The sequence below is a fragment of the Micromonospora sp. NPDC005203 genome, from assembly GCF_042872705.1.
Lineage (GTDB): Bacteria > Actinomycetota > Actinomycetes > Mycobacteriales > Micromonosporaceae > Micromonospora.
Genome location: NZ_JBIAKV010000005.1, coordinates 114306 through 138724, shown reverse-complemented (window position 1 = coordinate 138724; position 24419 = coordinate 114306). Strand labels below are relative to the sequence as shown.

The window sequence follows — 24419 nt, the reverse complement described above, 5'->3', positions numbered from 1 at the left end:
GCACGAGGGGTCGCCCCATGTTCAAGAAGCTGCTGATTCTGGTCGGCGTTGTCGGCGTGGCCGCCGTCGTATTCAACAAGATCAAGGCCTCGAGTGACGAGCGTGCCCTCTGGCACGAGGCGACCACCGCACCCGACCTGCGCTGACGCCTGACGGCCACGACGAGCGATCGTCGTCACGGCCGTCCACGGGGCCCTAGCTCAACTGGCAGAGCACTGCCTTTGCAAGGCAGGGGTTAGGGGTTCGAGTCCCCTGGGCTCCACCAGCACTTTCCCCGGTTGATCTCGGTCTCGAGTACAGCCAGGTGGGCCTCGCCGTTGGCTGATCAAACTGCCCCGCCAGATGCGGCCGGGTTCGGGCAGGGTGCAGGCTGCCTCCTCCGCCCCCACCCCAAGCAGGACCACTTCTAGTAGTTGCTCACAGCGACTGCGCTGGTCCGTGCGGCGTGTCGCGGCCGTCGGGGCCGGAGGCCTGTCGGCGCGAGTGTGCCGGGCCGTCCCTCAAAGCTTGAGAACGACGAATAGCCGCCCACACTCCGTATCCGCGCCTACGTCGATGCCGTGGCGGCACGATGGCCCGACCTCTATGGCCACGATGGACAGCTTTACCCCCTGTCGAACGGGCTCATCGATGAGGCGTCCGGCCCGGCCCTATGGTCTACTTCACGGTCCCGTTCAACCGGTCCGACGAGGGTTCAGCCGCAGCAGCACAAATGGCCGCTGACCACGGCCTTATTTGCTATGACCCGCAGTGGGAACACATCCGTCCCGCTGCCGGTCACGACCACTGAACCCGAACGCCACCACGGGCCATCCGTGGGCCAGCAACCGAGGATCACGTCAAGCAGCTCGAAGTGCGGGCGCGACGACGATTCGAGGACGTCGTTGGAGAGCTGGGTGGTCAGCCCTTCCAAGACGGTGGTCAGCGTGATCACGCGACAGCCGTCAGCGTTCGGCGTAGTCCTGAAAGGTCACCGAGCGCCACGCGCGGTCCACCGTCGCGGCGTCGACGTCGCCGGTTCTGGCTTTGGCGTCGGCGTCGAAGTACCGCCCACGCGCGAAGGGCTTGAGCGTCAGTCGACTAGTCGGCCGACCAGCGCGGCGAGCTGATCGGGATGCTCATCGGTGACCAGGTGGCCGGCGGCGAAAATGATGTCTAGATCAACATGGAGCCGCTGTTGTGCCCCTGAACGCAGGCGGTTCGGCGGCAAGAATACGTCTTGGTCTCCGCTTGCGACCACGACCGGCATCGTGCGCGTCAGCGGCCGTACGAGGTCATCGGAACTCACCGGACGGGCGTGTCGGGCGACCAACGTCATCCACTCCACCAGGTCGGCGCGGGGCGCTCGGCCGGGAGCGGACAGGATTCGCAGCAGACGAAGGCTCGAAGCAGCCCGTGGACGCACCAGCCAGCTCAGGAACGCCAACAAGACACGGGGAGTGACTCTGAGTTGGCACAGCCCTCCCGGAGCCACGGCGACCTTGCCGTGAATCCGCGAGTGATCTGCCGTGAGCGCGACAGCGCCGCCGAACGAATGCCCGAACACCACGACCGGCCCGGCGGTGCTTTCCTCGATGACCTCTCCCAGCCATGAGCCGTACCAGGTGAGACGGCCACCGGCGACACCCGATTCACCGGAACTCAATCCAGGCTGGCCCGGAACATCGGCAGCGACCACCCGGTAACGCTGAGCCAAGGCTGTGAGCAACGGCAGGTAGGCGGCCGCACTGAAGCGGTCCCCAGCAACGAATACGACCGTGACGGGGCCTGCGCCTGCCGTGACGACGTGCGTGTCTTCGCCTTGGGCGCGAATCACGTGACGATCGTGTTGGACCGGCCAGGCACTCAGCTGCTCCTCGCACCATTGGCGGATGCTGTCCCTGCCGGCAGGAGTCCGGTAGATCGACTTCACCGCTGCATGTTGCACCAGGATCATCGGAAACGCCATGCCACCACCTCGAGTCCGGGGGGCGAAGCGCCGGTCCGGGGGCGAGGCGGTCGATCTTGACAGTCCGGTAGTCAGGCTCGTGCGCGATGGGAATCAGCCGCGGTGCGGGCGTTCGATCAACGTAGCGCACGAACTCGGTGACCCCGCTTCAAGCAGACAGCCGGTCGCGTCAGAGTGGGTCGAGGCGGCGCTTGAGCAGGCAGAACTCGTTGCCTTCTGGGGCGGCGAGGACGTGCCAGGACGCATCTGCAGGCTGACCGATGTCGACGAGCTTGGCCCCGGCGGCCAGGAGGCGCCCGAGCTCGGCGTCCTGATCGCGGTCGGTGGGGTTGACGTCGATGTGCAGCCGAACGTGCCCGCTCTTCGCTTCGTCGTTGCGGATGAGGAAGATCGTCGGCTGCGGGCCGCCGAACCCTTCGCGCGGGCCTATCTTGATGTAGACCCCCTCTTCGCGATCGAGCACTATGAAGTCCAGGACCTCGCACCAGAACCGCGCGAGCACCTCGAGGTCGCGGCATTTGAGCACGAGCTCACTGGTGCGGCATGCCATTGACGAAACCTACCTTCAGGATGGGAACTGCCGGGGCGGTCGCATGCGGATCTCATCGGTCCCTGCGGTACGAAACAAGTTCGCGATCGTGCCGGGCGAGGCGAGCGGGTCCTGGGCGAAGGTGCCCGTCGGGCTGGCCGTCGTCAGTCAGCAGGTCAGCGAGACGCGCGACAACAGCCGTCAACCGCAGGTGTCGGCCGCTGAGCCGGTCACGCCTGCGCTGCCGCAGCCAGCAGCTCGTACGTCTCTTCGTCGAAGGCGACCAGGCGGACCCGCTCGACCTCGGTAGGCGTTGCTCTCATTGTCGAGATCGCGATCTTCGCTGCTTGTGCGGGCGGGAAGCCGTACACGCCGGTGGCGATGGCCGGGAAGGCAATGCTGCGCGCTCCGAGCTCGTCGGCAACTTCGAGGCTACGCCGATAGCACGAGGTCAGGAGGTCGGCCTCACCGTAGCTACCGCCTTCCCACACGGGGCCGACGGTGTGAATGACATGGCGTACTGGCGGGTTGAGGTCGAATGCCGGTGTGGCGACTGCGTCGGCGGTGGCGCAGGGTCCGAGCGCGGCACCCGCCTGGGCCAGTCGCGGTCCTGCCGCGCGGTGAATCGCCCCATCCACGCCGCCGCCACCCAGCAGTGATTCATTGGCGGCGGTAACGATGGCGTCGACGTCCTCGCTGGTGATGTCACCGAGCACAACTTCGATCACGGGCATACCTGATGATGTCATCACGCCAGCCCGAGGCCGGCTGGGCCAAGGAACCGCACGATGGCTTCGCGAAGAGGCCGGTCCAGGTCGTGAGGCTCAAGGTCAGGGTCGGCGGACGGGGCATCGGCAATGAGCTCAGCCAGAACAGATTCCAGCCGCTTCCGTTCCGGTCGGCGTGCGCCGCAGCTTCGTGCAACGCCGCACGAGAGACGTGGCGCCCGGGCCGAGGTCCGGCCAAACGTCCCGTTCAAGCTGCTCGATCGTCGTCATGGCGGTCAGGGTAGTTCGCACCCGGCGATCCAGGGGCCAGCCGGAAGGCTGGCGGCTCATCTGTGGGCCGGTAGCCACACGGTCCAGTCACCCGCCCAGATAAGCCACGTCCCTTGACGGGCAGACTCACGCGCGATCTGCTCGGGCGACGACCATGGCGAGCGCCGAGCCGGCGAAGATCCCGCCAAATCTTTGCGGTGGAGCGTCGAATCGGCGGCGAGTCGTTCGTAGAGAAGACGAGAGGCGGCCGAGGGTGGCCGCCCGGACAGGGGAGTCACAAGGATGGCGCGGTACTTGATCTCGTTCAATGACGGCTCGATGGACCACATCCCCGCCGAGGAGTTGCCCGACGTGGGTAAGGCCTCGCACGCGGTGGTCGAGGAGGCCGTGGACGCGGGCGTGTGGGTGTTCGGCACCGGCCTGGAGAGGCAGCAGGCGAGCATCGTGGGCACCGACGGCACTGTCACCGACGGTCCGTACCCGGAGACCAGGGAGGTCATTGGCGGGTTTGCGGTCGTCGACGTGGCCACCCGCGACGACGCGCTGGCGTGGGCTGCCAAGCTTGCCGCCGCGTGCCGCTGCGCGCAGGAGGTCCGGGAGATCATGCCCGACCGCTACCCCGACGAGCCGTGAGCAGGCGCCGGGGTGTTCAGCCCGGTGAGCCGCCCGCTGGTCGGGCCTGGGGCACGTGTTCCATCAGCCTGGTGAGCGCGCCGTTGGCGAAGGTCGCGCCGAGCGCCGAGCCGGCCCCGATGGTCCAGCCCACCGGACCGAGTGGGGTGCAGCCGAAGAACTGGCTCACCCCCGGCGTCTGCACCACCACGACGAGTACGCCCAGTGAGGCCGCCGTGGACGCCAGCACGGCCGGGCTCGTGCCGCCGGCCAGGACGGTCTGCCCGAGTTGGGTGCCGACCAGGGAGACCAGGGCTACCGTTCCGGCCCGCTGGCGGCGTCCGGTGTAGCGGGCCAACGTCCAGCCTGCGGTCGCGCCCAGCGTGGTCGCTGCCGCCCGGAGGCCGATCTCCCTGGTGAGGCTCTCACCGAGTGCCGTGTCCGGACCCTCCCGGAGCAGCGCGTCGGTGCGGTCCGACGCGGGTGGCCGGACCGCGATTGCCAGCGCCGGCGCCAGGTCGGTGAGCAGGTTGACCAGCAGCAGTTGTCGTCCGGTGAGCGCGGAGCGGCCGGTGGCCGCGGCGGTCAGCACACTGAACGCGATCTCGCCGAGGTTGCCACCGACCAGGATGCTGAGCGCGTGCCGCACCGACGACCACATCGCCCGCCCCTCGATCAGGGTGGCGATGATGGTCTCCAACCGGTCGTCGGTGACCACCAGGTCGGCCGCTGCGCGGGCGGCCGGGGTGCCCCGTTGGCCGAGAGCGATGCCGACGTCGGCCAGCCGGATCGCCGGGGCGTCATTGGCGCCGTCACCGGTCATCGCGACGGTCCGTCCGCGCTTCTGCAACGCCTGGATGATCCGCACCTTGTGCGCCGGGGTGCAGCGGGCCACCACATCGGTGTTGGCCAACCGCTCGGCGAGCGCGTCGTCGTCCAGTTGGTCCAGTTCGCCGGCGGTGACCACCCGCTGTTCGTCGTGCTCGCTGATGGTGGCGGCGATCGCCTCGGCGGTGGCGGGGTGATCGCCGGTGATCATGATGGTGTGTACGCCGGCCTGGCGGATGCGACGCACTGCCGGGGCGGCGCTCTCCCGGACCCCGTCCGCCAGGGCCAGGAAGCCCACGAAGGTCAGCCCTCGGACGTCGTTGTCGGTCACCTTCGGGTCGTTCACCTGGCACTCGGCGACGGCGAGGATCCGGTTTCCCGCTCCGGCCCGATTGGCGAGCATCCGCTCCAGCTCCGCGCGTCCGGCGTCATCGAGCGGCTCCTGCCTGCCGTCGGTGCGCCGGTTCGAACAGCGCGGCAGCACCGTCTCCGGAGCACCCTTCACACTCAGCAAGAGGCGGCCGTCGGTCTCTCCGATGCTTGCGTGATAGCCACGGGACGGTTCGAACGGCAGCCCGCCGGCAGCCCGCCAACCAGTCGCGCCGGACTGCTCCACCACCCCGGCCACGCCCGCGCCCCGCCGCACCGCCCGGTCGGTCTGCAACGCCAACTCCTCCGGGTTGGCCGCGGCGGGGGTGGCGCGCAGCGCGGCGGCCAGCGTCAACTGGAGCCGGTCGTCGAGCCGGTCCACCGGGGCGTACCGATCGCCCACGCCGTCGCCGACCCCGGCGAGCAGCAACTGGCCCTCGGTGAGGGTGCCGGTCTTGTCGAAGCAGAGCACATCCACCCGACCCAGCGCCTCGATGGTGCGCGGGTTGCGGACCAACGCGCCGTGCTCGGCCAACCGCCGGGCGGCGGCCAACTGCGCCGCGCTGACCAGAAACGGCAACCCCTCCGGCACCGACGCCACGGCGAGGTTCGCGGCGGTCGCCGCCGTCTCGGCCAGGGGTACGCCCCGAAGCAGGCCCGCGCCGGCCACCGCCACCGCCGAACCGGCGGCCAACGGGATGGCGGCGCTGGTCAACGAACCGAGGCGGGCTTCCACCCCACTTGTCGGTGGGGCCTGCCGGACGAGCGCCAGGCTGCGGCCGGCTTCGGTGTCCGACCCGGTCGCGACCACGACGGCGGTGCCGTGCCCGGCGGCGACGGTGGTGCCCTCGTAGAGCATCGAGTGTCGATCGGCGATGGCGGCGGCCACCACCGGTCGGTTGGACTTGGCGACCGGCAGCGACTCGCCGGTCAGTGACGACTCGTCCGCCTCCAGGCCCACCGATTCGAGGACGCGGCAGTCGGCGGGCACCGAGTCACCCGGCTCCAGGGCGATGACGTCACCGAGGACCAGGTCCTCGGCGGCGAGAACCTGCTCGCCACCGTCCCGGCGGACCCGCCCGGTCACCGCGGAACGGGACAGCAGTTCCGCGAGTGACCGTTCGGTGTTGCGTTCGTGCACCGCGCCGATCAGGGCGGACCCGCCGACCACGCTGCCCACGAGCGCGGCGTCGACAATCGAGCCGAACGACGCGGACAGCACCGCCCCGGCGGCCAGCACCGGGGTCAGCGGGTTGGACAACTCGTCCACGAAGGCGCGCAGCAGACCGCCGCGTCCCGGTCCGGCGTCGCCGTTCCCGCCACCGTCGTGGTGCCGGCGCTGTGCTTCCGCGGTGGCCAGACCGTCCGGCGTGGTGTGCAGGTGGTCCAGCACGGTACGGACCGGCATCAGGTGCCAGGCGGTCGCCACCGGTGCCGGGCTGTCCGACTGGTCGCGCAGCCGGCGGGCCTGCCAGACCCCGTTCGCGAAGGCCAACCCGGCCGCGCCGTTGACCGCGACGAGCGCCTTGTGCGGCAGTTGGGTCGGCGGAGCGGTGAACGCGCCCAGTGCCCCGAGGCCGGTGCCCGCCATGGCCAGTCGGATGTTCTGTTGGGCCGTCCGTCGGGCTACCCCGGTCGCCTCGACCACGAGGGCCACCACCCGCAGGTCGGCGCCCACCAGCAGGTGTGCGCCCCACGGTGGCAGCGCCTCCGGCGCGGCGAGCCCCAGACCGCAGTCGGACGCGCCGAGCGCCCTGCGGTCCCCCGAAACGAGCATCACCACGGAACCGTCGCGCTGCAACGCGCGTACCGATTCGGTCAGCTGGTCGCCGCCGGGCAGCATCGCGTCGGCGAAGCCGTACCGCTGCTCGTCGCCGCCGGCCACCACCAGCCGCAGGCCAGCCTGCCGGGCGGCGGCCGGGAGGCGGTCGACGCCGGGCGCGGGTTCCGGCTCGACCCGCAGGAGCGCGGCGAGCCGGTCGCCGTGGACGAGACCGAGCAGTTGGCCACCGGCCGAGCGCAGCCGGTCGCCGTCCGGGATGTCACCCGGGTCGGTGCGGGGCAGCTGATCCAGCGGTCCGAGCCGCCAGCCGTCCGCGGTGCGGGAAGCAGCCGGATCCTCCGGGTCGAACAGCGCGAAGGCCCGCTCCGCCACCTGGTCGACGTCCGCGTCGGGCGCCGGCGCCAGATCGGCGAGAACGCCTCGGTCCGAGCCGAGCACGGCGGCGTCCAGCACGAGCGTGTCGATCCGGTCCAACTCCCGTAGCACGCTGCGGTCCATCGCGATCACTCCGCGCCGGGCCAGCATCCAGCCAAGTTGTGCGGCGTACCCTTCGCGTCCGCTGCCGGGCGCCTTCGGCAGCGTCGACAAGCCCACCGCGATGGCCCGTTTCGGCCCGGCGAACGGCATTGCCGCCGCACCGGCCGCCGCACCCGCGGCGAGCATGCGGTTGACGTACCGCTCGACCGGGCCGTCCGGCTTCGGCCGGGGACGCTCGACGACCGGCCAGCGGGCGGTGGCGCGGTCCGCGTCGCCGGTCAGTCGTGGCTCGGCCCGCTCCCAGGCGGCGAGTTGCGCCCGCGCCTCGCCCCACTGCACCACCCGCTGGGCGCCGTCCAGGACGATCCCCGTCCAACGGCCGGTCAGGCCCTGCACCACCGCTTCGGCCAGCGGGAAGAGGATGTCGGCGCGGGGGTCGGAGCGCAGTCGTCTGCCGATCAACTCGTGCAGCTTCGGCTGTAGATCGACCGCGGCGAGCACGCCGGCCACCTCACCGGGCAGCGGCGCGAACGGCAGGATCCGGGTGGCCGCCGAGATGGTCAGGCCCAGCGCGTCGGAGGCGAGCGCGCCAAGGGTACGGGGGGTTCGCGGCCCCTCCTCAGGTGGATGCGGTGGCGGGATCTCCGGGTCGGGTTCGTGGTCACAGGTCCGCTCGACCCGGCTGATCGTGGCGATCAGGTCGCGCAACGCCGGCTCGGGGGTCTCGACGGCAACCACCACCCGCCCGGACGGGGCGTTGACCCGAGCCCAGGCGACGCCGGGTAGACGCTCCAGCGCGCCCTCCACCTGACGGGCCAGCCGGTTGCCGCCGTCCTGGCAGACACCGTGCACCTCGATGTGGTGGCGGCCCGGCCGGGACCAGACCCGCCGCCGCGTCAGCCCGGCCGTGCGGGCCAGCCGGGACGCGGCCGAACCGACAGTTCGGGACGCTTCGCCGACCAGGTGCGGCATGCCGAAGGACGGCAGGATGCGGCCAGCTGCGCGACCCGCCGCCGTCATCGAGGCGTACGGCTGGACGGACGCCGGTCCGACTCCCTGTTGCTGCTGGTCCTGACCTTTGACATTTCGTCCTCCCACCGCACTCACGTCCGGCGGCCTGGCTTCCCGACCTGCCGTCCGTTATGCCCCCCGAGTGGCGGAACTTTGCGTCGTTGCCGGCGCATGGACGGGGTGGGCCGTGGAATCCGACGACCATCACCGGACATGGGGAGGCCGGCATGAGCACGTTGACGCGACATCTGAACGGCTCGCACGAGAACGTCCGGATGTACAAACGGCGGGTGGCGTTACCGATGCTGGGCGAGGTGGCGGTGCCGCCACCGGACAAGGTCGCCTACTACGCGGGGCTCGGTGTGCTCGCCGCACTCCAGGTCATCGAGTGGCCGATCGCCCTGGTGATCACGGCCGGCCACCTGCTGGCGGATCAGCACTTGTCGGGACTGGTGCGTGGGGCCGGGCAGGCCCTACAGGACGCCTGACGAGTGCCGGATCGCCGGTGATTGACCTGAATCCAGGTTGAAGTCGCATGCTCGGGTCATGTCGAGCACAGTCACCACCGGCGCACCGGCCGTACCGGGGATGTTCGCACCCCGGTTGCGCGCCATGACGGTGGGCAGCGTCGCCTTGATCTCGTTGCTCGCGTTCGAGGCGCTGGCGGTCGGTACGGCGATGCCGACCGTCGCCCGCAGCCTCGACGGGGTGGCGCTGTACGGGATCGCGTTCGGTGGCCCGTTCGCCACGGGCGTGCTGGCCATGGTGGTCTCTGGCATCTGGTGTGACGCCAGAGGCCCCCGGGGTCCGATGTGGCACGGGGTCACCTGGTTCGTGGTCGGGTTGCTGATCGCCGGGACCGCCCCCGTGATGAGTGTGCTGGTCGTCGGGCGGGTGGTGCAGGGGTTCGGCTCCGGGCTGCTCTCGGTGGCGCTCTACGTGATCGTCGGGCAGGCGTACCCGCCGGAACTGCACCGGCGGATCTTCGCGGCGTTCGCGGCGGCGTGGGTCGTACCGTCGCTGGTGGGGCCGGCGGTGGCCGGCCTGATCGTGGAGCACCTGGACTGGCGGTGGGTCTTCCTCGCGGTGCCGGCGGTGGCGGTGCCGGCGGTGTTGTTGATCCATCCCGGCCTGCGGTCGCTGGGGCGGAGCGCCGTGACCCGGCCACCGGCCGGCGCGGCGGGACGGATCGGTTGGGCGTGTGGGGCGGCGGTGAGCGCCGCTCTGCTGCACATCGGGGGGCAGCAGCGCGGCGTTCCCGCCCTGACGCTCACCGCGCTTGCCGTGGTCGGCCTGTTGGTCTGTGCCCCGCGCCTGTTGCCGGCCGGGTTCCTGCGGGCGGCCCGGGGGCTTCCCACGGTGGTGGGGCTGCGCGGGCTGGCGTCGGCGGCCTTCGTCGGCGCCGAGGTGGTCATCCCGTTGATGCTCTCCCGGGAGCGGGGCCTCTCGCCGACCGCCGCCGGGCTGGTCCTCACGGTCGGCGCGCTGGCCTGGTCGGCCGGCTCCTGGTTGCAGGGCCGGATCCCGGTGCCGGCGTCGCGGGCCAGTCTGCCGCGCGCCGGGTTGAGCTGCATCACGGTCGGCACGGCCACGGTGGCGCTGGCCGTCCGGCCCGAACTGCCGGTGGCTGTCGCCGTGCTCGGGTGGGCGATGGCCGGCCTCGGCATGGGGCTGCTCTACCCGTCGTTGTCGGTGCTCACCCTGGAGCTGTCCGCCCCCGGTGAACAGGGCCGCAACAGCTCCTCCCTGCAACTGGGCGACTCCCTCTTCGCGGCGACCGTGCTCGCGCTGACCGGTGCCGTCCTGGCCGCGGGGAGCGCGCCCGGCCCGGCCAGTTACACGGCGACTCTTGCGGTGACGGCGGGCCTGGCACTGCTCGGAGCGCTGTTGGCCGGTCGCGTCGTGGTGGCCGGAACCGTCCGACCGGGCGGGTGATCCGGGGATTCGGTCGCGGCCGGCCCGGTTGGGGCCAGGAGGATGGCGGGCGATGAACTTCCTGACGATCCTGCCGCTCGCCGTGGTGATGGTCGCCGGGAGCCAACTTGTCCTTTCAGGCCCGCCGATGTTGTCAGAGTGGGTCCCTGACCGACCGCTGCGGGCGGCGAGGCTGAGTGGGCCAGTTTCTCGCTGGTTCTGTCCGCCAGGTCCGCGACACGTACGGGGGATAGGGGCGGAAATGAGAACAAGAACGGTTCACGTTCGTCTTACGGTGACGCCATGTTCGCTGTCGTCACCACGGTGATCCTCTACGTCTTCGGTTTCGTCTTCCTCTACGGCGTGATCCGGCTGGGTGTCCGGCACGCGTTGGAGGACCTGGAGTTGCAACGGGCCAGGGCTCGGCGCGAGGAGGAGTTGGCGGCCGCCAGGGACCAGTCGTTCCTGCGCGACAACGCGTTCCTCGCCGGCAGTTGAGCACCGGATCGGTTCGGCCCGGGCCGGTGGCGTCCCGAAACGGCCCGGGAGCCGCTGGGCGGTTCAGCGTCGCGGATGCGAGGATCGCACCCGTGATGGGAACGCTGAAGACCGAACCCGCCCGCGCCCGCCTGGACCTGCTCGCCCCGCCGGTGGCGGAGGCCATCGCGCAGTGGCCCGCCGAGGCGCCGGTGGACGTCAACGACGTGCTGGTCGCGCCGATCGACGCCGAACTCGCCGACACCGCGGCGTTCTGTGTGGCGTACGAGGTGGGACTGGACGTGTCGGCCAACTGTGTCGTGGTGGCGGGCAAGCGTGAGGGTGTGGTCCGCTACGCGGCCTGCATCGTCCTGGCCACCACCAGGGCCGACGTGAACGGGGTGGCCCGCCGGGCGCTCGACGTCCGCAAGGCGAGCTTCGCCCCGATGACCGACGCGGTCGAGTTGACCGGGATGGAGTACGGCGGCATCACCCCGATCGGGCTGCCGGCGCAGTGGCCGATCCTGGTGGACGCACGGGTCATCGCCACTCCGCACGTGATCATCGGGTCGGGCGTACGGCACAGCAAGATTGCTCTGCCAGGGCCGGCGTTGGGCGCGCTGCCCGGCGCGCAGGTCGTGGAAGGGCTGGCCAGGCCGGCCTGAACAGGCACCGGCATCGATGTTGTTGCACGTGAAACACGATGATCATCGATGCCGGGTGCCCCGGTGGCTCAGTGTGCCGCAGCCTCGCGCTGCTCGCCCGCCGCAGCCTCGCGCTGCTCGACCTCGCTGAGCGCGGCGAGCAGAGTCTGCACCTCCTGTGCGCCGGTGACCGCGTATTTTCCGGCCAGGACGAAGGTCGGCACGCTGGTGATGCCGAGATCCCGGGCGGTGGCCAACTCGGCCGCGACGTCGGTGACGCGCTCGTCGGAGTCGAGGAAGCGGCGTGCGTCGGCCGCATCCAGACCGACCTCGCCGGCCAGGGTGGCCAGCGCCTCCCGAGAGCCCACGTCGACCCCGTTGTGGAAGTGCGCCTGGTACAACGCCTCCACCATCTCGGCCGCCCGACCGTGGTCGGTGGCGTAGGAGACCAGCCGGTGCGCGTCGAAGGTGTTGGCGATCACCGCGCGGTCGTAGTCCAGTCGAAGCCCGTCCGCGGCCGCGGCCTGGGTCACGTGCGCGACCATCTGCTGGGCGCGCTCCGGCCCGCCGAACTTGCCGGCCAGCGCCTGCACCAGCGGGAGCGGCTCGGCGACCGGCGACGGGTCGAGCTGGAACGGCCGGTAGCGGACCGTCACCTCGCCGGGGTAACTGGCGAGAGCCTCGTCCAGTCGGCGCTTGCCGATGTAGCACCACGGGCAGATGACGTCCGCGTAGATCTCGATCTCCATGATCGGTGGCAACCTCGCGGTCAGCCGAGTTGTTCCCGCACCTGGCGCTTGAGCCGGCCCAGGATCGCCGTGCCGCCGCGTATCCGCAGCGGGCTGATCGCCTGCGCCAGGCCCATCCGCTGGTAGAGGTCGTCCGGCACGTCCAGCACCTGCTCGGCGCTCGCGCCGGCCAGCCCTTCGGCGAGGATCCCGGCGAACGCCCGGGTCGTGGGCGCCTCCGGCGGGCAGTCGAAGACCGTCTCCACGGTGCCCTCCGGGGTCACCCTGGCACGCAGGAAGAACGACGTCTGACACTCGGGCACCTGCTCCATGCCCTCGCGTGCGGCGGAGCCCTCCGGCAGCACCGGGATGACGTCCGCGTACTCCAGGAGCATCTCCAGCACCAGGTCGCGCGGCGCGGCAGCGAACTCGTCGACGATCTCGGCCAGTCGGGCCGGCATGTCAGCCATGCGTCGAGGCTACCGCCGGCCATTCGCGAACAGGTCGGCGGCGCATACCGCGCCCCCGACCCGTTCGTCACACCGTCGGAGACTGTTCGCTGATCTCGCTGAGCGCGCTCGTGGGGTCGAGCTGCATGGCCAGGTCGCCGAGCGAGACGATGCCGACCAGCTTGCGGTCGGTGTCACAGACCAGCACCCGGCGGATGCCCCGGTCTCGCATGAGCGCCGCCGCCTCGCCCGCCGTGCAGTGCTGTTCGATCATGACCACCTCGCGGGTGACGATCGAGCCGATGGTGGTGGCCGCGGGAGAACTGTTCTCCGCCACGGCCCGCACCACGATGTCCCGGTCGGTGAGCATGCCGGCGAGGTTTGCGCCGTCGGTGACCACCACGTCACCGATGTCCGCCTCCTTCATCACCCTGGCCGCCTCGTCCAGTGTGGTTTCGGCGGGCAGGTACACGACCTGTTTGGTCATCACGTCACTGACCCGGTACCCGGTCATGAGAGCCTCCGCAAACGTCTTCGGTCGATCCGACTGCACTACCCCGTGACGCGGCAGCTACACCAGGTTCCCACGTTCCTTGCGTACCTCGTGGACAAGTCGGTCCACCAGACCCTCAAGCGGCAGGTCGCCGCAGCCGCCGTCGGGTCCGGGTCACCGCGCGCTGGGGAGTCGGCCCGCACAGCGGACGTCCGGATCGGCCACCGGCTTTCGGGGCATCATCCAGTCCAGCGCGGTCTCCTCCACCGGCCAACCACGCACCGACACGAGGCTGTACGGCACCGATGTCACCTGTGGGCAGAGGACCTGCGACTCGACCCAACCGTTCGGCACGAACCGCACGGTGGCGGCCCGGTCCAGCACGATCGTCGACGTGTCGGTGACCGCGATGAGCGCGCCGAGCACCACCTCCGGGTCAGCGGCGGCGACGGGTGACGGTCCGGCCCCGCTGCCCTCGGCCGGCGCGCCGTCGTCCGTCGCGGGTGTCGCGGCCGGGCTCGTCCTGGCCGACTCGCTCGGCACCACCTCGATCGCGGCGGTGGGCAACAGCGGCACCCGGAGGAAGACCGCGCCCATCACCACCGGGAGCACGGTGGCGACGGTGAACGCCAGGCCGTGGGTCAGCGCCGGGGCGATCCAGCCGGGGATCGGGCCGGTGAGCAGCACGGTGGCGGCGGGCGGCACCGCCAGCAGCGCGGCGGTGGCCCACTCGCGATGCTGGCAGGCCGTCCAGATCGCCGGCCCCAGCACGCTGTAGGCCAGGACCGCCGCCGCCACGGGCAGCGCCACACTGACCAGCAGGACCCGGGTCGGCTGGTCCGGGTGCAGATAGCGGGTACGCAGCGCGAGCAGCCAGAGGGCGAGCATCAGTAGCGACGGCAGGAAGCGGAGCTGCCAGGTGAGCGCCCCCAGCGCGACCGCCGCGCTGATCACCCAGCCCGGGGTGCGTGCCGTCCCGGAGGCCAGGAGTGACCGTTCCGGGTCGAATCGGTCCGGGGCACTGAGCCGCAGCAGCCGACCGAGCACACCGAAGGCGAGCACGACGACGGGGAACGCCCACACCAGCGCGATCAGCAGGGCGCTGAGCAGACCGAGCGGGCTGACGTACTGCACCAGCAGCAGCATCGTGGACATGTCCTGGTGGCTGAGCTGCCACAGTCGCAGCACCAGGAGCAGGACGGGGAAGGCGGGTAGGAGGGTCAGCAGCCACTGCTGTGCCTGCCGCGCCCCCGCCATCCGGCGCGGGCGGCGGGTCTCGCCGGCGACGGTGACGATCCGGGGTGCGCCGGGGTCGGTAGCGCGATCCTCTCCCACGGCCACTGTCGCACCTCCACCTTCCTCGCCTCGGGTTGCTGCTGTTCCGCGACCGGCTGCGGGAGGTTGTATCCCTGCTGCCAACGGAGGTTGGCGTTGTACGCGTTCTCCCAGGTGGAGTTCTCCTCGTCCTGGGCCGATTCGTAGAGCGCGAGGTCGACCAGGTCGAGCAGGGCCTGATTCGGGCCGACGTTGATGCCCCACTTCTCCTGCGGCGACGAGCCGATGTCCCAGTGCCGGAGCGGTTTCGGGTTGTTGAGGGTCACCGGGAAGCGTTGACCGTCGTCGCCCGGCTGGTCGGCGGTGACGAAGCCGGCGAGGATCGCCGCGTCGGTGGTGACCGCCTGCACCTTGCCGTCGTACAGTTCCTGGACGCACTCGCTGATCCGGTTTCGGCCCACCGGCCTGGCGCCGGCCTCGGCGAGGCGTTGGATGGACGTCGAGGTGGTCAGCGAGCAGACCGTCAGCCCACGGAGATCCTCCAGGCTGCTCACCTGCCCCTCGAAGCTCTTCAGGGTGATCGCCGACTGCTCGGTGTGCAGGTACGAGGCGGAGAAGACGGCGCCCTCCTCCTTGCGCCGCTCGTTGATGCTGTACGAGGCGATGACCAGGTCGACGATGACGAACCCGTCGTTGTCCCGGGCCTGTCGACGGGCCCGGTCCTCACTCTCGATCGGCACGAAGCGCACCTGGGAGTGGTCGAAGCCGAGGTAGCCCGCGATCAGGTAGGCGATGTCGACGTCGAAGCCCTTCCAGACGTTGTTCGAGAGGCGCTGCGAGATGCCCGGCTGGTCGTCCTTCACCCCGATGACGAGTTGCTGCTTTCCCTTGAGGCCGGCCTGCTCCAGCAACTCGTCGCGGGTTGGCGGGCCGGTCGCGAGGACGATCGGGACCAGGGCGGCGGCCAGCACGGCCAGCGCCACGATGAGCCCGACGAGTCGGAGCTGGCGGGCCCGTGCGGTGCGCGTCGAGGTGGCCGTCGCCGGGGTCGGCCCCGGAGGGCTCGGCTCGCTTGCCTGGCTCAACTGGGTCCTCCCCGCTGCTCGGACCGGTGATCGGCCTCTCATTGTGGGTCCTGGGCGCGAGCCACGACACTGCGCCGCCAGCCGGATTGGCGACAGTAGCGCCGGACCGGTCTCCGCTCCGCAGGCCGGACCGATCGGCCGGGCTGCATGACCTCCGCCACGTCGCCCGATCGGGGCACTGTCCACCGCGCCCTCGGTGAAAGACTGGTCGCCGCAGGCAACGAGTGGTGTGAGGGGGCGCGGGTGCGCTGGCGCAGTTTTGTCGCGGTCGGGGACAGTTTCACCGAGGGCATGGATGACGCGTACCCGGACGGCACCTTCCGGGGCTGGGCGGACCTGGTGGCGACCCGGCTCGCCGCCGAGACGGGCCCCGACTTCCGGTACGCGAACCTGGCCATCCGGGGCCGGCTCTTTCCCAGCGTCATTGCCGAGCAGGTGCCGTCGGCGGTGGCGATGAAGCCCGACCTGATCAGCTTCGCGGCCGGCGGCAACGACGTGCTGCGCCGCACCTTCGATCCGGACGCGCTGGTGGCCCGCTTCGACGAGGTGGTCCGGCAACTGCGTTCCGGCGGCGCGGACGTGCTGCTCTTCCGGTTCGCCGACGTGATGGCCCGACTTCCCGGCCAGCGCCTCGTCGCACCCCGGGTGCAGTTGCTCAACCAGGCAGTCGGTGAAACTGCTGAGCGGCACGGCGCGATCATGGTCGACCTGTACGCCGACGACGCCTTCCTCAACCCGATGCTCTGGAGCACCGACCGGTTGCACCTCTCCCCGGCCGGTCACCGGCGGGTCGCGGGGCAGGTGTTGAACGCGCTCGGGGTCGGTTGCGACGAGGAGTGGCTGCTGGTCCCGCCGCACCCAGCGCCGTCGCCGTGGTTGGCTGCCCGTGCCGCCGACGTGCGGTGGGCCGGTCGGCACCTCGCACCCTGGGTGAAGCGGCGGCTGACCGGCCGGTCGTCCGGTGACACCGTGACGGCGAAGCGCCCGCTGCTCGGACCGATCGTCGATTGAGCCTCCGAACAGGGCATCCGGCCCGCCACGTAGACCAGTTATTGGATCACCCGACGTCGTGCCCACCCGATAGTCTCCGTTGCCCCCGTCGATCGAGCACGGGGACAACAGGGGAAGGCGGATGACGGATGACCCTCATATCTGGTACGACGTCGCCCAGATCAACCGGGCGATCCTTGCTGGCCGGCGCACTGTCCACGCTGGTCGCCGCCGGGCTGGTGGTCGTCTCGACCGCCTCGCCGGCCAACGCGAACGACGTGCGCATCGAGAACACCTCCTGGGCCTGGACCGACTCCGAGCGCCCAAAGAAGATCAACATTGATCACGCCGGCGACGTGTCCGTCGGCACCTGGGTCGACAGCAAGCGACGCCCGCACACCGCGCGGGCGTACTTCACCTTCGACATCACCTCTTATCGTGGCGCGGTCATCGAACTCGCGACGCTCAACGCCAAGGAGACCGGGGCCGGCGACTGCGCCAAGCGTCCCGAGGTGGAGTTGTGGCGCACCGAGGCGTACACCTCGCGCTCCAGTTGGGCGAAGCCCCCGGTCGACCTCGCGCGTATCGACACCACCGCGCTGCCTGCGGAGTCCGGGTGCCCGGCTTCCCAGGTCGGTTTCGACGCCACGGAAGGGCTGCGCCAGGCCCTCGCCGAGGGCAGGTCGACGCTCACTCTCTCGCTCCGGCTCCCGGTCAAGGTGGAGAAGAACCCGAAGCTGGCCCGGAAGTACGCGAGCCAGGTGGGCCTCTCGATCGAGCACAACTACCCGCCGGGCGTACCGACCGACCTGCAGACGGCGAACGGCACGAACTGCACTGTCACCGAGCCGTACCAGGTGCTGCCGTTCCGAACCCTGGACCTCTCGGCGGTCGTGCACGACAAGGACCGCACCGACACCGGTGGGACGGACGAGATCACCGCGACGTTCGCACTCTGGCCGGTCGACGAGCCGGACGCCCGGGTGGAACGCATCGACTTCTCCCGCGACGACCAGCGGGCGCTGGGCCGGTTCCGGGATATCCCCTCCCTGTTCGAGCACGACCGGGTCTACGCCTGGCAGGTGCGGGCGGCGGACAGCCGAGCCACCAGTGCGTGGAGTCCGGTCTGCTACTTCCGTACTGACTTCGAGGGGCCGGCCACGGCACCGGCGGTGTCCTCCACCGACTTCCCGGCCGACGGCACGCCGGCACCGGCGCTGTCGGGCAGGTTCACCTTCGATGCCGAGGGCGCGGCGGACGCTGTCGGATTCGTCTACCAGCTCAACTCCGGCGCTCCCGGCCGGGTGACCGCCGATCACCCCGGCGGCTCGGCCACGGTGTCCCTGAACCCCCGCAGCGGCCCGAATTCACTCGACGTGTGGAGCGTGGACGCCCTCGGCAACCAGTCGCCGGTGACCAACTACCGCTTCTCGGGCGCCCTCACCATGCCGACCATCTCCGCGACCGTCTACCAGGAGTTCACCGAGAGCGGCGGACCGGGCGTACCCGGGGTGTTCACCTTCACCCCGGTCCTGCCCGGCACGGTCAGCTACCGCTACTCCTTCAACGAGCAGACCGGCACCGTGCCGGCCAACGCCGATGGCAGCGCGTCGGTGACCTGGGTGCCGACGGAGGCCGGCTGGACGATGCTCGAGGTTGTCGGTGTCAACCAGGACGGCGTCGAGACCGCTGCGGCCATCTGGTTCTTCGGGGTTGCCGAGCAGCCCGCGGGCAGTTAGAGCCGGTGTGCGGCCCGGCCCATCATCCTCCCGGGTGGTGGGCCGGGCGCGTTTCCGGCCACATGTGTCGTTCCCGATCCCTGATGCCGGGCCGTCCGGTCGTGTCGCGGCGTAGTTTGGGATCATGTCTGTGCCGAACGATCCTGATCCCCGCCTCCAGTCGTACGCGGACCCGCAACGGCTGGTCACCACCGAGTGGCTGGCCGAGCACCTGGGTGACGAGGGCCTCGTGGTTGTCGAGTCCGACGAGGACGTGCTGCTCTACGAATCGGGTCACATTCCCGGTGCGGTCAAGGTCGACTGGCACCTGGAGCTGAACGACCAGGTGACCCGCGACTATCTGGATGCCGAGCGATTCGCCGAGTTGTGCGCCGCGAAGGGCATCGGCCGGGGTGACACGGTCGTCTTCTACGGCGACAACTTCAACTGGTGGGCCGCGTACGCCCTCTGGGTGTTCTCGCTATTCGGCCACGCCGACGTGCGGCTGCTCGACGGCGGGCGGCAGAAGTGGATCGCCGAGGGGCGCGAGGTGACCCGCGACAAGCCGGCCCGCCCCCGTGCCGACTATCCGGTGCCGCTACGCGCCGACGCACCGCTGCGGGCCTACCGTGAGCAGGTCATGGCGCACATCGCCGCCGGCCGCCCGCTTGTCGATGTCCGGTCGCCGGGTGAGTACACGGGCGAGACGCTGCACATGCCGGACTACCCGCAGGAGGGCGCGCTGCGGGGCGGCCACATCCCGGGCGCGGTCAGCAAGCCGTGGAAGTCCGCCGCCAACTCCGACGGCACGTTCAAGACGGCCGACGAGCTGAAGGCGATCTACGCCGACCAGCTCGGGCTGAGCCCCGACGACGACGTGATCGCGTACTGCCGGATCGGCGAGCGGTCCAGCCACACCTGGTTCGTGCTGCGGCACCTGCTGGGCTACCCGCAGGTGCGCAACTACGACGGCTCGTGGACCGAGTGGGGCAACCTGGTCCGGGCGCCCGTCGTCAAGGGCGACCAGCCCGGTGGCCTGGCCGCCTGAGCGGCGTCGGTGAGGTGGCCGCCTGAGCGGCCGAAGTGGTGTGGACCGTCCCCGCGCGCTGCCCTGTCGCGCGGGGACGGTCGTTCAACCAGCGACCGCGATCACGCCACGCAGGTCGCGGATGATGCCGGTGACCTCACCGGTCTCCGGGTTCCAGCGAGCCAGCGCGGCCGGTTCCAACCGGAGCAGCACCGATCCCTCGTTGTCCCAGCCCAGCACCTCGCAGCAGCCCTTACTGCGCTCCCGGCCCAGGTCGAGCAGGTGAGCCACGGCACCGGTCCGCGCATCCAGCACCGCCGTACCCTCGGCGCCGTCGATCTCACCGCTGGTGATCCATGCCGCGCTGGCCAGCCGCCCGCCGTGCAGCCAGCCCCGGCCGTAGAACTCGTTGATCCGGTACGGCGAGGGCAGTCCGTCGCTGGTGATCCGCTGTTCGGAACGGATCGTCGCCTCGCGGGCGGTCCGGCTCCGCAGTTCCAAGCCATCTCGTTCGCCGATCAGCTCGATCAGCGGCGCCTCCCGGCCGGCCTCCGGGTCGGGTGCGGCCAGGACCCAGGCCGACACGTCGATCCTGCTCGCCGCCCCGGTGGCCCGGTCCACCGCGTACGTCCGGTCGTCGCCCCCGACCAGCACCCGGTCGTTCGCCCAGATGACCAGCTCCAGATAGCCGTCGAGGGGAATCCGGCGCACCGCTGCGGTGGTGAGGTCGACGATGACCAGTTCCTTGGTCTGCGCGAACGCCGCCGACCGGCCGTCCGGCGACAGCACGCCCGGCTTCACGGCGGTTGCCTCGTTGTAGCCCGCATCCTGCGTGGGTTGCAGCGTCACCACGTCGAGGCTGCGCACCACGCCGTCGTTGCCGAGCACCCGAACCGGGCCGTCCGCGCGATTTTCCTCGTCCGTCGGCTGGAACAGCGCCAGAGCCCGCTCGACCGGTCGCTCGGAGAGCGGCACGGTCGCCGGGCCGCCGAGCCGGGCGAGCGGATCGGGTGCGAAGGTCAGCTCGGCGGGGGGGGTCTGCACGGGATCGGCGTGCGTGGGGACGGGGGTCGGGGTCGGCGCCACCGAGAGATTCGGCGGTGGGTCTGGAGGTCGCAGAACCGCCACCGCGCCACCGCCGACAAGCGTGACGGCCAGAGCGACAATGCCGACGGCCCGTCGGGTTCGTCGCCTGCGCCGAGCCCGGTCCCAACCGGCCGTTGCCGGTTGGCTGGGTAGAACGTCCTCGACGCTGATGGTCAGCAGCCGCCGCAGGTCCTGTTCGTTCACGGGTTCACCTCCAAGCCGGCGGCCAGATCGGCCGAGCCCTGCCGTGGCCGGGCGTCCCGGGCGAGGTCCGGGGCGACCTCGCGGAGGCGGCGCAGCGCCGCATGACACTGGCTCTTCACGGTGCCGACGGTCACCCCGAGTGCCTCGGCGGTGGCGACCTCGGTCAGATCCTCGTAGTAGCGCAACACCAGGACGGCCCGTTGCCGGGGTGGTAGCAGGCTCAGTGCGTCGTGCATGGTCAGCCGTAGCGCGCCGTCCCGGTCGTGGGTCACCCGGTCCGGTGGTGTGGCGCTCAGCCATTCCCGCCGTCGGCGACGCCACCACGACACGGCATCCCGGTAGAGGATGGTCCGCACGTACGCGGAGGGGTCACCCTTCTGGACTGACGCCCAGCGCAGCGCGAGCTTGAGCAGGGCGTCCTGGAGCAGATCCTCGGCCTGATGCTGGTTGCCGCAGATCAGATAGGCCGCACGCAGCAGCCGGTGTTGGTGGTTTTCCACGAAGGCGAGGTAGCCGTCCCGGCCGTCGTGTCCCGTCGGTGCCATCCGCCCCCTTCCCGGCCGTCGCGTTGCGCGTCACCTGCCAGACGCACGGGGAGGGGTAAAAGGTTGGGTCAGTTTTCCGGCATCCCGGTCAGGTAGCGCTGCAGAGTCGGCGCGACCCAGGGGACCAGCTCCTCGGCTGGCGCGTCCACCATGGGTGGCAGGCGGACGATGTAACGGGTGAAGGCCAGGCCGAGGATCTGGCTGGCCACCAGACCGGCACGGCGGGCGGTCGTCGCGGGATCGGTGCCGAACCTGGCCACGGCGGCGGTGAGCTGGTCGGCGAAGATGCCCCGCATGCGCTCGGCGGCGCCCGGGTTGGTGCTGGCGGCCCGCAGGAGCGCCACGAGTGTCTCGTCGCCCTCCCAGCGGGCGAGGAAGTGCCGGATCAGCACCTCGCCGAGGTGCGCGGGCGGCACCGGGGCCAGATCGGGCAGGCGCAGGTCGAACTCGGCCGCCGCCGCGAAGAGCCCCTCCTTGCTGCCGTAGTAGCGCATGACCATCGACGGGTCGATCTGGGCGTCGGCGGCGATGGCCCGGATCGTGGCGCGCTCGTATCCGTCCGCCGCGAAGCGTTCCCGGGCCGCCCGCAGGATCGCCGCCCGGGTGGCGTCGGAGCGGCGGGGGTGGGTCGGCTGGGCGGACGCTGTCATGCCCACGACCGTATGCCAACAACTGTTGACACACAATCAGCAGCGCCCTAGCGTTGCCAACAAGCGTTTGCCAACGCCCGTTGGCAACAGTTTCCGGAGGTGGCCATGCTGCCCGAGAGCACGGATGTGCTGGTGGTCGGCGCCGGCCCCACCGGTCTCGCCACCGCGCTGACGCTGGCCCGGCGCGGGATCGTGGTGACCGTGCTGGACCAACTGGCCGCGCCGCCGACGACCTCCCGTGCGGCGGTCGTGCACGCGTACACCCTGGAGGTGCTGGACCGGATCGACGCGGCGGCGCCGCTCGTCGCCCAGGGCATCCGGTCGCCGCGCTTCACCGTCCGTGACCGGGACCGGGTGTTGCTGACGGTGCCGTTCCACGAGTTGCCGTCCCGCTTCCCCTACGCGCTGCTGGTCTCGCAGTCGGTCACCGAGGAGGTCCTCACCGCGCAGTTGGCCGCCCTCGGCGTCCGGGTACGACGGCCGTCCCGGCTGACCGGCCTGAGCCCGACCGACGACGGGGTGCTCGCGCAGGTCGACGGGGCGGCGGTGCGCGCCCGGTACGTGGTCGGTGCCGACGGTCTGCACAGCACCGTCCGGCAGGCAGCCGGGATCGGCCTCACCGGCCCCCGCGACGAGGAATCCTTCGTGCTCGCCGACGTGCGGGTGGACAGCGTCCTGCCCGGCGACGAGGTGGCGCTCTTCCTGGCCCGTTCCGGTCCGCTGATCTGGGCGCCGCTGCCGGACGGAGTGGTCCGGTTGGTGGCCGCGGTGGCGACGGCTCCGGCGGATCCGGATGCCGCGTACCTGCAGAGGTTGCTCGACGAGCGCGGCCCGGCGCGACGACCCGACCGGGTGACCGAGGTGCTCTGGGGCTCCCGGTTCCGGGTGCACCACCTGATCGCCGACACCTTCCGGGCCGGGCCGGTGCTGCTGGCCGGGGACGCCGGGCACGTGCACAGCCCGGCCGGCGGTCAGGGCATGAACCTCGGCATCTGCGACGCGGTCGCCCTCGGCACCGCGGTGGCGGACGTGCTCGACGGAGGCCCCGAATCGCTGCTCGACGAATACAGTGCCCGGCAGCGGCCGATGGCCGAGGACGTGCTGAGTTTCGCCGCCGGGCTGACCCGACTGGCGACCGTCTCCCCGGCCCGCCGTCCCGCCCGGGACGTGCTGATCCGGCTGCTCGGCGCGCTGCCGCCGGCCCGCCGGAAGGTCGCGCTACGCCTGTCCGGGTTGTCCCACCGGCAGCCGGCGTCCGGCTAGGCGGCCCCGCTGGGGCTCAGCACGCTGGGCGCGGTCCGCAGTGTCCGCCACGCGGCCAGGGTGACAAGCGCGAACGTCAGTGCCGCCGCGCCGACCACCGGCACCGTGCCGTACGCCGCGGCAGCCAGACCGGCGAGCACCGCCCCGACCGGTGCGGTGAGCAGACCAACCATCCGCTGGGCCGCACCGACCCGGCCGAGCAGCCCGGCCGGCACGTACCGCTGCCCGTACGACGCCGACAGGCTGTTCCACACCACGGTCCCGGCGGCGAAGACGGCCAACGCGAGGCCACCGAGCACCGGATCGCGGGCCAGCGCGAACCCGGTCAACGCCACGGTCTGCGCGGCGAGCACCGCACGCAGCGTCGACACCGTGCCGACCCGGGCGGCGAGCCGACCCGCCCCGAGCGCCCCCGTCACACCGCCGACGATGGCGGCGGCGGCGAACACGCCGTACCCGGCCGGTGGCACCCGTAGCACGTCGAGCGCGTAGAGCACCTGCACCGCCATGATCCCGCTGATCGCCAGGTTGCTGGCGGCGGCGAGCACGGTGACCCGCCACAGTGTTCGGTGGCCGCGTAGCCAGCGCACCCCCTCGGCGATCTCGCTCGCCACGGACCGGCGTCGAGTGCTCGCGCGGGGAACCGCGACCGGAAGCGGCGCCAGGGCCAGCACGAGCAGGGCGGCGGCGGCGAAGGTGACGGCGTCGAGGGCGAACGGCACGGCCGGGGCGACGGCGAACAGGACACCGGCGGCGGGCGCGCCGAGGAAGCCGCCGGCCACCGCTGACCCCGCCTGAAGCCGACCGTTCGCCCGGGGTAGCGCGTCCGGGGGCACCAGCGCCGGAAGCAGGGCGAATGACGCCGAGTCGAAGAGCGTGCCCAGCGCGGCGAGGAGGAACGCGGCCAGCAGCAGCACCGCGACGCCGACCCGGTCGAGGGCGACCGCCACGGCCAGCGCCGCCACCACGATGGCGCGTACCCCGTCGACCAGAGCCATCGTCCGACGTTGGTCCCAGCGGTCCGCGTACACGCCCCCGAGCAGGCCGAACAGCAGCGGCGGCAACTGACCGGCCACGGTGACCGCCGCGATGATCCGCGGGTCGCGGGTCACGGTCGCGGCCAGTAGGGCCAGTGCCGGCGTACGCAGCGCGTCCCCGAGCCTCGACGAGACGGCGGCGGACCAGAGCAGCCGGAAGTTTCGACCGAGAGCAGGAGAGGTCATCCGGTGACCGTGCGGGTTCGACCGGGTCGAGGGTCAAGCCGCCGGACGAAAGAGGGACGCGCCGGTCGGTGATCATCGGTACGGTGGGCGCCG

25 protein-coding genes and 1 tRNA gene are annotated in these 24419 nt (G+C 71.2%); 11 read left to right on the top strand and 15 right to left on the bottom strand.

The window, feature by feature from the left end:
- Nucleotides 1–17: 17 nt before the first annotated feature.
- Nucleotides 18–146 carry a DLW-39 family protein gene (locus ACFYPM_RS14305; protein WP_387195786.1) on the top strand — a complete coding sequence of 43 codons (129 nt, stop codon included), beginning with the start codon at nucleotides 18–20 and terminating at the stop codon, nucleotides 144–146.
- A gap of 43 nt (nucleotides 147–189) precedes the next feature.
- Nucleotides 190–265 (top strand) — tRNA-Ala (locus tag ACFYPM_RS14300).
- 429 nt (nucleotides 266–694) lie between these two features.
- Here ACFYPM_RS14300 and ACFYPM_RS14295 read toward each other — a convergent pair.
- From ACFYPM_RS14295 to ACFYPM_RS14275, 5 genes are all read right to left on the bottom strand, one after another.
- Nucleotides 695–934, bottom strand: coding sequence for a hypothetical protein (locus ACFYPM_RS14295; RefSeq protein ID WP_387195784.1), 240 nt, complete (start codon nucleotides 932–934; stop codon nucleotides 695–697).
- A 138-nt stretch (nucleotides 935–1072) separates the two neighbouring features.
- Complete coding sequence (locus ACFYPM_RS14290) at nucleotides 1073–1948, bottom strand: alpha/beta fold hydrolase (RefSeq protein WP_387195781.1); 876 nt, start codon at nucleotides 1946–1948, stop codon at nucleotides 1073–1075.
- Nucleotides 1949–2117: 169 nt separating this feature from the next.
- Nucleotides 2118–2498: a VOC family protein gene (locus tag ACFYPM_RS14285; protein ID WP_387195778.1), complete on the bottom strand. Its 381-nt coding sequence runs from the start codon at nucleotides 2496–2498 to the stop codon at nucleotides 2118–2120.
- 209 nt (nucleotides 2499–2707) lie between these two features.
- Entirely contained in the window at nucleotides 2708–3211 is a 504-nt protein-coding gene (locus ACFYPM_RS14280; protein ID WP_387195775.1) for an O-acetyl-ADP-ribose deacetylase, read from the bottom strand.
- Nucleotides 3212–3340: 129 nt separating this feature from the next.
- Nucleotides 3341–3475: a hypothetical protein gene (locus ACFYPM_RS14275; RefSeq protein ID WP_387195772.1), complete on the bottom strand. Its 135-nt coding sequence runs from the start codon at nucleotides 3473–3475 to the stop codon at nucleotides 3341–3343.
- Between the two features lie 282 nt (nucleotides 3476–3757).
- Between ACFYPM_RS14275 and ACFYPM_RS14270 the strand changes: the two genes are divergently transcribed.
- Nucleotides 3758–4108 carry a YciI family protein gene (locus ACFYPM_RS14270; protein WP_387195769.1) on the top strand — a complete coding sequence of 117 codons (351 nt, stop codon included), beginning with the start codon at nucleotides 3758–3760 and terminating at the stop codon, nucleotides 4106–4108.
- 16 nt (nucleotides 4109–4124) lie between these two features.
- Here ACFYPM_RS14270 and ACFYPM_RS14265 read toward each other — a convergent pair whose 3' ends face one another.
- Nucleotides 4125–8564 carry an HAD-IC family P-type ATPase gene (locus tag ACFYPM_RS14265; RefSeq protein WP_387196408.1) on the bottom strand — a complete coding sequence of 1480 codons (4440 nt, stop codon included), beginning with the start codon at nucleotides 8562–8564 and terminating at the stop codon, nucleotides 4125–4127.
- A gap of 218 nt (nucleotides 8565–8782) precedes the next feature.
- Here ACFYPM_RS14265 and ACFYPM_RS14260 point away from each other — a divergent pair, with 218 nt between their 5' ends.
- The 4 genes from ACFYPM_RS14260 (at nucleotide 8783) to ACFYPM_RS14245 (ending at nucleotide 11611) form a co-directional block, all read left to right on the top strand.
- Nucleotides 8783–9043 carry a hypothetical protein gene (locus ACFYPM_RS14260; RefSeq protein ID WP_387195766.1) on the top strand — a complete coding sequence of 87 codons (261 nt, stop codon included), beginning with the start codon at nucleotides 8783–8785 and terminating at the stop codon, nucleotides 9041–9043.
- Between the two features lie 58 nt (nucleotides 9044–9101).
- Entirely contained in the window at nucleotides 9102–10490 is a 1389-nt protein-coding gene (locus tag ACFYPM_RS14255) for an MFS transporter (RefSeq protein WP_387195764.1), read from the top strand.
- Nucleotides 10491–10772: 282 nt separating this feature from the next.
- Nucleotides 10773–10967 (top strand): hypothetical protein, encoded by a 195-nt coding sequence (locus ACFYPM_RS14250; RefSeq protein WP_357243056.1) that lies wholly within the window; start codon nucleotides 10773–10775, stop codon nucleotides 10965–10967.
- 95 nt (nucleotides 10968–11062) lie between these two features.
- Complete coding sequence (locus ACFYPM_RS14245; protein ID WP_387196405.1) at nucleotides 11063–11611, top strand: YbaK/EbsC family protein; 549 nt, start codon at nucleotides 11063–11065, stop codon at nucleotides 11609–11611.
- A gap of 68 nt (nucleotides 11612–11679) precedes the next feature.
- Here the strand turns inward: ACFYPM_RS14245 and ACFYPM_RS14240 are convergent, their stop codons facing one another.
- The 5 genes from ACFYPM_RS14240 to ACFYPM_RS14220 all read right to left on the bottom strand — a co-directional run bounded on the left by ACFYPM_RS14240 (nucleotide 11680) and on the right by ACFYPM_RS14220 (nucleotide 15620).
- Complete coding sequence (locus ACFYPM_RS14240) at nucleotides 11680–12339, bottom strand: DsbA family oxidoreductase (protein ID WP_387195761.1); 660 nt, start codon at nucleotides 12337–12339, stop codon at nucleotides 11680–11682.
- A gap of 20 nt (nucleotides 12340–12359) precedes the next feature.
- Nucleotides 12360–12788, bottom strand: coding sequence for a SufE family protein (locus ACFYPM_RS14235; RefSeq protein WP_387195759.1), 429 nt, complete (start codon nucleotides 12786–12788; stop codon nucleotides 12360–12362).
- A gap of 67 nt (nucleotides 12789–12855) precedes the next feature.
- Nucleotides 12856–13281: a CBS domain-containing protein gene (locus tag ACFYPM_RS14230; protein WP_387195756.1), complete on the bottom strand. Its 426-nt coding sequence runs from the start codon at nucleotides 13279–13281 to the stop codon at nucleotides 12856–12858.
- Nucleotides 13282–13434: 153 nt separating this feature from the next.
- Complete coding sequence (locus ACFYPM_RS14225) at nucleotides 13435–14595, bottom strand: hypothetical protein (RefSeq protein ID WP_387196402.1); 1161 nt, start codon at nucleotides 14593–14595, stop codon at nucleotides 13435–13437.
- A complete protein-coding gene (locus ACFYPM_RS14220; RefSeq protein ID WP_387195754.1) occupies nucleotides 14481–15620 on the bottom strand; it encodes a transporter substrate-binding domain-containing protein in 1140 nt (379 codons plus the stop codon). Before ACFYPM_RS14220 ends, ACFYPM_RS14225 begins: the two co-directional genes overlap by 115 nt.
- Before the next feature lie 243 nt (nucleotides 15621–15863).
- Here ACFYPM_RS14220 and ACFYPM_RS14215 point away from each other — a divergent pair, with 243 nt between their 5' ends.
- The 3 genes from ACFYPM_RS14215 (at nucleotide 15864) to ACFYPM_RS14205 (ending at nucleotide 19376) form a co-directional block, all read left to right on the top strand.
- Nucleotides 15864–16631, top strand: coding sequence for an SGNH/GDSL hydrolase family protein (locus ACFYPM_RS14215; protein ID WP_387195750.1), 768 nt, complete (start codon nucleotides 15864–15866; stop codon nucleotides 16629–16631).
- A gap of 176 nt (nucleotides 16632–16807) precedes the next feature.
- Nucleotides 16808–18349 (top strand): hypothetical protein, encoded by a 1542-nt coding sequence (locus tag ACFYPM_RS14210; RefSeq protein ID WP_387195747.1) that lies wholly within the window; start codon nucleotides 16808–16810, stop codon nucleotides 18347–18349.
- Nucleotides 18350–18473: 124 nt separating this feature from the next.
- Entirely contained in the window at nucleotides 18474–19376 is a 903-nt protein-coding gene (locus ACFYPM_RS14205; protein WP_387195744.1) for a sulfurtransferase, read from the top strand.
- 84 nt (nucleotides 19377–19460) lie between these two features.
- On the opposite strand, the gene ACFYPM_RS14200 is transcribed toward ACFYPM_RS14205, so the two are convergent.
- The 3 genes from ACFYPM_RS14200 to ACFYPM_RS14190 all read right to left on the bottom strand — a co-directional run bounded on the left by ACFYPM_RS14200 (nucleotide 19461) and on the right by ACFYPM_RS14190 (nucleotide 21840).
- A complete protein-coding gene (locus ACFYPM_RS14200; protein WP_387195741.1) occupies nucleotides 19461–20645 on the bottom strand; it encodes a hypothetical protein in 1185 nt (394 codons plus the stop codon).
- Complete coding sequence (locus ACFYPM_RS14195) at nucleotides 20642–21190, bottom strand: SigE family RNA polymerase sigma factor (protein WP_387195738.1); 549 nt, start codon at nucleotides 21188–21190, stop codon at nucleotides 20642–20644. The genes ACFYPM_RS14200 and ACFYPM_RS14195 overlap by 4 nt, the downstream gene beginning before the upstream one ends.
- A gap of 68 nt (nucleotides 21191–21258) precedes the next feature.
- A complete protein-coding gene (locus ACFYPM_RS14190) occupies nucleotides 21259–21840 on the bottom strand; it encodes a TetR family transcriptional regulator (RefSeq protein WP_387195735.1) in 582 nt (193 codons plus the stop codon).
- 105 nt (nucleotides 21841–21945) lie between these two features.
- On the opposite strand from ACFYPM_RS14190, the gene ACFYPM_RS14185 reads away from it, so the two are divergent.
- Nucleotides 21946–23103 carry an FAD-dependent oxidoreductase gene (locus ACFYPM_RS14185; RefSeq protein WP_387196400.1) on the top strand — a complete coding sequence of 386 codons (1158 nt, stop codon included), beginning with the start codon at nucleotides 21946–21948 and terminating at the stop codon, nucleotides 23101–23103.
- Here ACFYPM_RS14185 and ACFYPM_RS14180 read toward each other — a convergent pair.
- On the bottom strand, nucleotides 23100–24326 hold the full coding sequence (locus ACFYPM_RS14180; protein ID WP_387195732.1) for an MFS transporter: 1227 nt from the start codon (nucleotides 24324–24326) through the stop codon (nucleotides 23100–23102). The two genes, ACFYPM_RS14185 and ACFYPM_RS14180, sit on opposite strands and share 4 nt — an antisense overlap.
- Nucleotides 24327–24419: the final 93 nt, after the last annotated feature.

Bases quoted from the DNA above. Each gene is read 5' to 3' on its own strand.
- ACFYPM_RS14305 (WP_387195786.1), top strand. From the start codon at position 18: ATGTTCAAGAAGCTGCTGATTCTGGTCGGCGTTGTCGGCGTGGCCGCC.
- ACFYPM_RS14290 (WP_387195781.1), bottom strand. From the start codon at position 1,948: ATGGCGTTTCCGATGATCCTGGTGCAACATGCAGCGGTGAAGTCGATC.
- ACFYPM_RS14285 (WP_387195778.1), bottom strand. From the start codon at position 2,498: ATGGCATGCCGCACCAGTGAGCTCGTGCTCAAATGCCGCGACCTCGAG.
- ACFYPM_RS14280 (WP_387195775.1), bottom strand. From the start codon at position 3,211: ATGCCCGTGATCGAAGTTGTGCTCGGTGACATCACCAGCGAGGACGTC.
- ACFYPM_RS14275 (WP_387195772.1), bottom strand. From the start codon at position 3,475: ATGACGACGATCGAGCAGCTTGAACGGGACGTTTGGCCGGACCTCGGC.
- ACFYPM_RS14270 (WP_387195769.1), top strand. From the start codon at position 3,758: ATGGCGCGGTACTTGATCTCGTTCAATGACGGCTCGATGGACCACATC.
- ACFYPM_RS14265 (WP_387196408.1), bottom strand. From the start codon at position 8,564: ATGACGGCGGCGGGTCGCGCAGCTGGCCGCATCCTGCCGTCCTTCGGC.
- ACFYPM_RS14260 (WP_387195766.1), top strand. From the start codon at position 8,783: ATGAGCACGTTGACGCGACATCTGAACGGCTCGCACGAGAACGTCCGG.
- ACFYPM_RS14255 (WP_387195764.1), top strand. From the start codon at position 9,102: ATGTCGAGCACAGTCACCACCGGCGCACCGGCCGTACCGGGGATGTTC.
- ACFYPM_RS14250 (WP_357243056.1), top strand. From the start codon at position 10,773: ATGTTCGCTGTCGTCACCACGGTGATCCTCTACGTCTTCGGTTTCGTC.
- ACFYPM_RS14245 (WP_387196405.1), top strand. From the start codon at position 11,063: ATGGGAACGCTGAAGACCGAACCCGCCCGCGCCCGCCTGGACCTGCTC.
- ACFYPM_RS14240 (WP_387195761.1), bottom strand. From the start codon at position 12,339: ATGGAGATCGAGATCTACGCGGACGTCATCTGCCCGTGGTGCTACATC.
- ACFYPM_RS14235 (WP_387195759.1), bottom strand. From the start codon at position 12,788: ATGGCTGACATGCCGGCCCGACTGGCCGAGATCGTCGACGAGTTCGCT.
- ACFYPM_RS14230 (WP_387195756.1), bottom strand. From the start codon at position 13,281: ATGACCGGGTACCGGGTCAGTGACGTGATGACCAAACAGGTCGTGTAC.
- ACFYPM_RS14205 (WP_387195744.1), top strand. From the start codon at position 18,474: ATGTCTGTGCCGAACGATCCTGATCCCCGCCTCCAGTCGTACGCGGAC.
- ACFYPM_RS14195 (WP_387195738.1), bottom strand. From the start codon at position 21,190: ATGGCACCGACGGGACACGACGGCCGGGACGGCTACCTCGCCTTCGTG.
- ACFYPM_RS14190 (WP_387195735.1), bottom strand. From the start codon at position 21,840: ATGACAGCGTCCGCCCAGCCGACCCACCCCCGCCGCTCCGACGCCACC.
- ACFYPM_RS14185 (WP_387196400.1), top strand. From the start codon at position 21,946: ATGCTGCCCGAGAGCACGGATGTGCTGGTGGTCGGCGCCGGCCCCACC.
- ACFYPM_RS14180 (WP_387195732.1), bottom strand. From the start codon at position 24,326: ATGACCTCTCCTGCTCTCGGTCGAAACTTCCGGCTGCTCTGGTCCGCC.